6 protein-coding genes are annotated in these 7,233 nt (G+C 70.3%); 4 read left to right on the top strand and 2 right to left on the bottom strand.

Annotated elements, in window-relative coordinates; translation table 11 throughout:
- Together AC3WPZ_RS13500 and AC3WPZ_RS13495 are read left to right on the top strand one after the other, a co-directional pair.
- Positions 1-1,089 (top strand): alkene reductase (locus tag AC3WPZ_RS13500; protein ID WP_492440041.1); only part of this gene is annotated, 1,089 nt, incomplete at its 5' end.
- A 41-nt stretch (positions 1,090-1,130) separates the two neighbouring features.
- Entirely contained in the window at positions 1,131-2,150 is a 1,020-nt protein-coding gene (locus tag AC3WPZ_RS13495; protein WP_492440039.1) for a zinc-binding alcohol dehydrogenase family protein, read from the top strand.
- A gap of 13 nt (positions 2,151-2,163) precedes the next feature.
- Here AC3WPZ_RS13495 and AC3WPZ_RS13490 read toward each other — a convergent pair whose 3' ends face one another.
- Positions 2,164-3,543: a sigma-54 interaction domain-containing protein gene (locus AC3WPZ_RS13490; RefSeq protein ID WP_382322616.1), complete on the bottom strand. Its 1,380-nt coding sequence runs from the start codon at positions 3,541-3,543 to the stop codon at positions 2,164-2,166.
- Positions 3,544-3,756: 213 nt separating this feature from the next.
- Here AC3WPZ_RS13490 and AC3WPZ_RS13485 point away from each other — a divergent pair, with 213 nt between their 5' ends.
- Together AC3WPZ_RS13485 and AC3WPZ_RS13480 are read left to right on the top strand one after the other, a co-directional pair.
- Entirely contained in the window at positions 3,757-4,539 is a 783-nt protein-coding gene (locus tag AC3WPZ_RS13485; protein WP_492434507.1) for an alpha/beta fold hydrolase, read from the top strand.
- Positions 4,540-4,561: 22 nt separating this feature from the next.
- Positions 4,562-6,229, top strand: a complete 1,668-nt coding sequence (locus tag AC3WPZ_RS13480; RefSeq protein WP_444687764.1) for an MFS transporter — start codon at positions 4,562-4,564, stop codon at positions 6,227-6,229.
- A 16-nt stretch (positions 6,230-6,245) separates the two neighbouring features.
- Here AC3WPZ_RS13480 and AC3WPZ_RS13475 read toward each other — a convergent pair whose 3' ends face one another.
- Positions 6,246-7,151, bottom strand: coding sequence for a LysR substrate-binding domain-containing protein (locus AC3WPZ_RS13475; RefSeq protein WP_382322614.1), 906 nt, complete (start codon positions 7,149-7,151; stop codon positions 6,246-6,248).
- Positions 7,152-7,233: the final 82 nt, after the last annotated feature.

Here is a 7,233-nt window from a genome sequence, read left to right as displayed (position 1 = left end):
CCCCTGTTCCGCCCCCTCGAACTCGGCCCGCTGCACCTGCCCAACCGCCTGGTGATGGCGCCGCTCACGCGCAGCCGCAGCAGCCAGCCCGGCAACGTGCCCAACGAACTCATGGCCCGCTACTACGCGCAGCGCGCCAGCGCCGGCCTGATCGTGTCCGAAGCCACCCAGATCTCGCCGCAGGGCCAGGGCTACAGCTTCACGCCCGGCATCCACAGCGAGGCCCAGGTGGACGGCTGGCGCCGCGTGACCGACGCGGTGCACGCGGCCGGCGGGCGCATGGTGCTGCAGCTGTGGCACGTGGGCCGCATGTCGCACGCCAGCTTCCACGCCGACGGCCTGCCGGTGGCGCCCTCGGCCCTCTCGCCCGACGCCAAGGTCTGGGTGATGGGCGAGGACGGCGTGGGCCGCATGCTGGATGCCCCGGTCCCGCGCGAGATGACCGCGCAGGACATCCAGACCGTGATCGGCGACTACCGCCGCGCCGCCGCCAACGCCATGCGCGCCGGTTTCGACGGCGTGGAGATCCACGGCGCCAACGGCTACCTGATCGACCAGTTCCTGCGCACCACCTCGAACCACCGCACCGACGCCTACGGCGGCGGCATGGCGCAGCGCACGCGCTTCGCCGCCGAGGTGGCCGCCGCCGTGGCCAGCGAAGCCGGCGCGGAGCGCACCGGCATGCGGCTGGCGCCCTTCATCACCCAGCGCAACATGGACTGCCCCGAGATCGTGCCCACCATCCTGCACCTGGCCAAACAGCTCGACGAGATCGGCCTGGCCTACATCCACCTGGCCGAGGCCGACTGGGACGACGCGCGCCAGGTGCCCGAGGCGTTCCGCCGCGAGCTGCGCCGCGCCTACCAGGGCCGCGTGATCGTCGCGGGCAAGTACGACGCCCAGCGCGCCGATGCCATCCTGAAGGAAGGCCTGGCCGACCTGGTGGCCTTCGGCCGGCCCTTCATCGCCAACCCCGACCTGCCGGCGCGACTCGCCGCCAAGCTGCCGCTGGCCGAGCTCGATCCGACGACGCTGTTCGGCGGCGGCGCGCGCGGCTACACGGACTACGCCGCCCTGGCCGCCGCGTGATGCCCTCCTTTCCCCTTTTCTCCATCTTTGAAAGCAAGACCATGAAAGCCGTTGGATACCAGAAGCCCCAGGCCATCAGCGAACCCGACTCGTTGATCGACATCACCCTGCCCGAACCCGTGGCCACGGGCCGCGACCTGCTGGTCGAGGTGAAAGCCGTGTCGGTCAACCCGGTGGACACCAAGGTGCGCAAGAGCGGCGCGCCGGCCGAGGGCGAGGCGTACAAGGTGCTGGGCTGGGACGCCAGCGGCATCGTCAAGGCCGTGGGCCCGGAGGTCACGCTGTTCCAGCCGGGCGACCGCGTCTGGTACGCCGGCTCCATCGCCCGCCCGGGCACCAACAGCGAACTGCACCGGGTGGACGAGCGCATCGTCGGCCACATGCCGACGTCGCTCGACTTCGCGCAGGCCGCCGCGCTGCCGCTGACCGCCATCACCGCCTGGGAGATGCTGTTCGACCGCCTGGGCATCGCCCCGGGCAAGGCGCCCAGTTCGAAGACGCTGCTCATCATCGGCGCCTCGGGCGGCGTGGGCTCCATCCTCACGCAGCTGGCCACGCGCCTGACCAGCCTCACCGTCATCGGCACCGCCTCGCGGCCCGAGACCCAGGCCTGGGTCAAGGAGCTGGGCGCGCACCACGTGATCGACCACGGCCAGCCCATTGCGCAAGAGCTCAAGCGCATCGGCTTTCCCCAGGTGGACCACATCGTGAGCCTCACGCAGACCGACGCGCACTTCGACCAGATCGTCGAGGCCATCGCGCCGCAGGGCCAATTCGGCCTGATCGACGACCCGGCCTCGCTGGACGTGACCAAGTTCAAGCGCAAGTCGGTCTCGGTGCACTGGGAGCTGATGTTCACGCGCGCGCTGTTCGGCACGGCCGACATGGTCGGCCAGCACCGCCTGCTCAACGAGGTGGCCGCGCTGGTCGATGCCGGCCTGATCCGCACCACGCTGGCCGAGCACTTCGGCCCCATCAACGCCGCCAACCTGAAGCGCGCCCACGCCCTGATCGAATCGGGCAAGGCGCGCGGCAAGGTGGTGCTCGAAGGCTGGGCCTGAGCGGCGCCGCGGTTCAGCCCGCGCCCAGGCGGCGCAGCTCGCGGTAGAGCGAGGCCCGGCTGATGCCCAGCAGCCGCGCGGCCTCGTCTTTCCGGCCCTCGGCCGCGCGCAGGGCCTGGCGGATGCGCGCGTCCCGCTCGCGGTCCAGCCCGGCCTGCAGCGAGTAGCCGCCGTCCGCCGCATTCGCTGCATCCGCCACGGGGCGTCCGGTGTCGGCGCCCAGGCCGGCGTCCTCGTCCAGCGCCACCTCGCCCGAGAGCAGGAAGCGCAGCAGCGCGTTCTCCAGCTGGCGCGCATTGCCCGGCCAGGGGCACTGCACGAAGCGCGCGAGCACCGCCGCCGGCATGCGGCGCGGCTCCAGGCCCTCGCGCTGCGCCACGCGCTGCAGCAGCAGGCCGATGAAGTCCGCCAGGTCGTCGCGCTCGCGCAGCGCCGGCATGCGCAGGCCGGCCACGTTCAGGCGGTAGTACAGGTCGAGCCGGAAGGCGCCGCGCCGCACCAGGGCGGGCAGGTCGCGGTGGGTCGCGCAGACGATGCGCGTGTCGATCGCGATCGGCGCGGTGCCGCCCAGGCGCACGATCTCCTGGTTCTGCACCGCGCGCAGCAGGCTGGCCTGCAGGTGCAGCGGCATGTCGCCGATCTCGTCGAGGAACAGCGTACCGCCGTTGGCGATCTCGAACTTGCCGGGCTTGCCCCGGGCGCGCGCGCCGGTGAAGGCGCCACTCTCGTAGCCGAACAGCTCCGCGTCGATCAGGCCCTCGGGGATGGAGGCGCAGTTCACCCACACGAAGGGGCGCCGCGCCCGCGCCGAGTGCGCGTGGATGGCGTGCGCGGCCAGTTCCTTGCCGCTGCCGCTCTCGCCCTGGATCAGCACCGGCAGCGCGTGCTGCGCGGCCTGCACGATGCGCGCGCGCAGGGCGTCCATGCGCGCGCCCGTGCCGATCAGGTCCTGCACGCCGTGGCGCGCCACCCAGCCGCTGCCCGCGCTGCGGATCGACAGGTCCTGCTGCGCCGCCAGCGCCACCGCCTTCTTCAGCGCGTTCAGGTTGGAGAACAGCGCCAGCCCGACCGCGCCGATGATGCGGTCGTCCTGGTACACCGGCACCTGGCGCGCGAACAGCTGCTGCCCTCGCACCTCCAGCGGCACGCCCGTCACCACCGCCTCGCCCTGCGCCACGAGGTGCAGGCGCGTCTTCTCCGACACCACCTCGGTGATGTGGCGGCCGATGAAATCCTCCTGCCGGCCGCCGAGCAGGCGGCAGTAGGGCTCGTTGATCAGGACCACGCGCCCTTCGGTGTCGACGGCGACCAGGCAGTCCGACACGTGGTCCAGCAGGCGGCGCAGAAAGACCGCCTCGTTCTGGCCGGAGCCGAACCAGTCGGGAAAGGGCATGGTGGGTTCCTCTCGATTCTCAGATTTGAGACGCGAATTTGAGACTAGCCGCCGGCCGCGAAACCGTCAATCGGGCCCAACGCGCGGTTTTTCCCTTGAGAAACAACGGTCTTGCCTCGCGGGGCGGCCGAGGCGCGCACTGGCACATGTCGTGCGAAGACGGGCAGGCCGCCTGGCGGCGGCTTTTCTCAGCCCAACCCTGGAGACCCCAAGATGAGTTCCACATTGATCGGCGACACGCGCGTCACGGTGCACGGCAGCGGCCCCACCCTGTTCCTGTGCCACGGCTTCACGACCACCGGCGCGTTCTGGCGCGAACAGATCGAGGCCTTCTCGACCACCCACCGGCTGGTCATCATCGACCTGCCCGGGCACGGCAGCTCGCCGCGCCCGGCCCACCGCGACTACACCATGGAGGCCTTCGTGAGCGACCTCGAACGGGTCTTCGACACGCTGCGCATCACCGAGGCCGTGCTCATCGGCCTCTCGATGGGGGGCACGATCGCCCAGGCCTTCGCGCTCAAGAACCCCCACCTTCTGCGCGCGCTGGTGCTCGTGGGCGCCACGCCCCACGGCCTGGGGCCGGACGTGCGCGTGGACAACGTGCTCAAGGCGATCGACGAACTGGGCGTGGAGCCGGCCAGCCAGGCGGTCATCGAGCGCTCGTTCGGCTCGGTGGCGCCGCGCGCGCTGATCGACTTCGCGCGCCAGGAGGTGACGCAGACGCCCGCCTTCGTCGCCCGCCAGGCGATCGCCTCGCTCAACGCGGCCGACTCGCGCGCGCAGCTGGCCCGGCTGCAGCTGCCGGCGCTGGTGGTCTGCGGCGAAGAGGACCGCATCACGCCGCCCGCCGAATCGCGCGCGCTGGCCCAGGGCCTGCCGCACGCCGAGCTGCTGCTGATCCCGCAGGCCGCGCACTTCCCCATGCTGGAGCAGCCGGCCGCGTTCAACGACGGCCTGCGCCACTTCATCGGCCGGCTTCCTGCGGTTCAATAAACACCATCACGGAGACAAGATCATGAGCACAACAACACCTTCCCCCGCCGAGACGCGCCGCGTCGTCTTCGCCGCCGCCCTCGGCACCGTGTTCGAGTGGTACGACTTCTTCATCTACGGCAGCCTGGCCGTGTTCTTCGGCGCCCTGTTCTTTCCGCAGGGCAACGAATCCGCCGCCATCCTCGCCTCGCTCGCCACCTTCGGCGCGGGCTTCGTGCTGCGGCCTTTCGGCGCCGTGTTCTTCGGCCGCCTGGGCGACACGGTGGGGCGCAAGAAAACCTTCCTCATCACCATGATGATCATGGGCGTGGCCACCGCGGCCATCGGTTTCCTGCCGACCTTCGAGACCATCGGCTGGGCCGCGCCGGCCATCCTGGTCTCGCTGCGCCTGCTGCAGGGCCTGGCCATCGGGGGCGAGTTCGGCGGTGCCGTGACCTACATCGCCGAACACTCGCCGGTGCGCCGACGTGGCTTCATGACCAGCTGGCTGCAGATCACCGGCACCATCGGGCTGCTGCTGTCGCTGGCGGTGATCCTCGCGCTGCGCTCGGTGCTCAGCCCCGAGCAGTTCCTCGCCTGGGGCTGGCGCGTGCCCTTCATGCTCTCCATCCTGCTGCTGGCGTACTCCATGTACGTGCGCGCGCGCCTCGAAGAGTCGCCCGTGTTCCAGCAGATGAAGGCCGAAGGCCGGGGCTCGCGCAACCCGATCAAGGACACCTTCGCGCACGGCCCCACGCTGCGCATCGTGCTCGTCACCATCTTCGGCGCGGTCGCCGGCCAGGCCGTGATCTGGTACACCGCCCACTTCTACAGCCTGCAGTTCCTCACCGCCACGCTCAAGCTGCCGCCCCAGTCGGCCTACGCCTACCTCACCATCGCGCTCATCCTCGCCACGCCCTTCTTCGTGTTCTTCGGCTGGCTCTCCGACCTCATCGGGCGCAAGTGGATCATGCTCACGGGCTGCCTGCTCTCCGCGCTGCTCTTCATTCCCATCTTCGAAGGCATGGCGAAGTACGGCAATCCGGGCCTGCAGGAATTCCGCGAGCGCACGGTGGTGGTCATCGAAGGCGGCGACTGCCGCGAAGACCAGACCTTCATCGGCCAGCTGTTCCAGCCCAAGGCCACCAAGCCCTGCACGCGCGCGCGCTCCTTCCTCGCGGCCAACAGCGTGCCCTACACCATCCAGCCCGCCAGCGGCGAGCTGCGCGTGGTGCTGGGCGAGCAGCGCTGGGACGGCTTCGACCAGGCCGCGCTGCGCGAGGCGCTGATCGAGCGCGGCATGCCGGTGAGCGCCGACCCGGCGCGCATCAACGCGCCCATGGTGGTGCTGATGCTGTTCTGCCTGGTGTTCCTGGCCACCATGGTCTACGGCCCCATGGGCGCCTTCCTGGTCGAGCAGTTCCCCACGCGCGTGCGCTACAGCGGCGTCTCGGTGGCCCTGCAGTTCGGCAACGGCTGGATCGGCGGCTTCGCCCCCTTCATCGCCACGGCCATGGTGGTCGCCTCGGGCAACATCTTCCAGGGGCTGGTCTACACCGTGGCGGTGTCGGCCCTCGCGGTGCTCATCGGCGCGCTCTTCGTGCGCGACCGACACCGCACGGGCATGGACGACGCCACGGGGATCGTCGAGGCGCCGGCCGTGGTCTCGCCGCCGGGCGCGCTGCAGGTGAAGAGCCCGCCCCTTCGGTAAAACCGTCCCTTCGCGCCTACCGTCCGTTGCCTTTCTTGCGGGCCGGCCGGTGGACGCCTTCGGTGGGCGGCGACACGGTCTCGAAGAACGCGTGCACCATGCGCGCGCTGCGCCGCTCGGCCAGGCACAGCACGTGCGCGTAGGTGTAGATGTCCGCGTCGCTGATGCTCACCAGGTGCAGGCCCGGGCCGGGCACGAACTCCACCGTGGACACCGCGGCGATGCCGATGTCCTGCGACACGGCCTCGCGGATCACCTCGCGGCTGCTGATCTCCATCACCACCTCGGGCTCCACACCGGCCTTGTGCAAGGCCAGCTCCAGCGCCTTGCGCGTGGTCGAGCCCTGCTCGCGCAGGATCATGCGCTCGCCCTGCAGCTCGGCCAGCCGGATGCTGCGGCGCCGCGCGAAGCGGTGCTCGCTGGAGGTGAAGATGCCCACCGGGTGGCGGCTGAACGGCACCGAGAGGAAACGGTCGTCCTTCACCAGCTGCGCGAGCACGCCCACGTCGGCGCGGTAGTCCAGCAGGCGGTCCAGCACGTCCTGCGAGTTGCCGGTGCTCACGCTGACCTTGATGGCCGGGTAGTGCTGGCTGAAGTCCGCCAGCATCCGGGTCACGTGGTACGGCCCCACGGCCGCCACGCGCAGCTGGCCGGTGCGCAGCTCGCCCGCGTCGCGCAGCAGGCTCACCGCGTCGCCCTCCAGGCTGAAGATGTTCTGCGCCAGCTGCATCAGCTGTTCGCCCAGCTGCGTGAGCTGCACGCGGCGGCCGCTGCGGTGGAACAGCTCCACCTTGTAGCTCTCCTCGAGAAAGCGCACCTGCGTGGTGATGGTGGGCTGGCTCACGTGCAGGTGCTCCGCGGCCTTGGTGAAACTGCCCATGCGGGCCACGGCGTAGAAGGATCGGAGCTGGGTCAGTCGCATAGAAAAATTGTATAGAACTCCGCCAATCTTTGAATTGGTCTCGGCTGAACGGCGGTGGTTTACTGCGTCCAGAGCGGTGCAG

The sequence above is a fragment of the Hydrogenophaga sp. FW305-3-2-15-A-LB1 genome (assembly GCF_058787875.1).
This window is presented reverse-complemented; position numbering and strand designations above follow the sequence as displayed.

Bases quoted from the DNA above. Each gene is read 5' to 3' on its own strand.
- AC3WPZ_RS13475 (WP_382322614.1), bottom strand. From the start codon at position 7,151: ATGCGACTGACCCAGCTCCGATCCTTCTACGCCGTGGCCCGCATGGGC.
- AC3WPZ_RS13495 (WP_492440039.1), top strand. From the start codon at position 1,131: ATGAAAGCCGTTGGATACCAGAAGCCCCAGGCCATCAGCGAACCCGAC.
- AC3WPZ_RS13485 (WP_492434507.1), top strand. From the start codon at position 3,757: ATGAGTTCCACATTGATCGGCGACACGCGCGTCACGGTGCACGGCAGC.
- AC3WPZ_RS13480 (WP_444687764.1), top strand. From the start codon at position 4,562: ATGAGCACAACAACACCTTCCCCCGCCGAGACGCGCCGCGTCGTCTTC.
- AC3WPZ_RS13490 (WP_382322616.1), bottom strand. From the start codon at position 3,543: ATGCCCTTTCCCGACTGGTTCGGCTCCGGCCAGAACGAGGCGGTCTTT.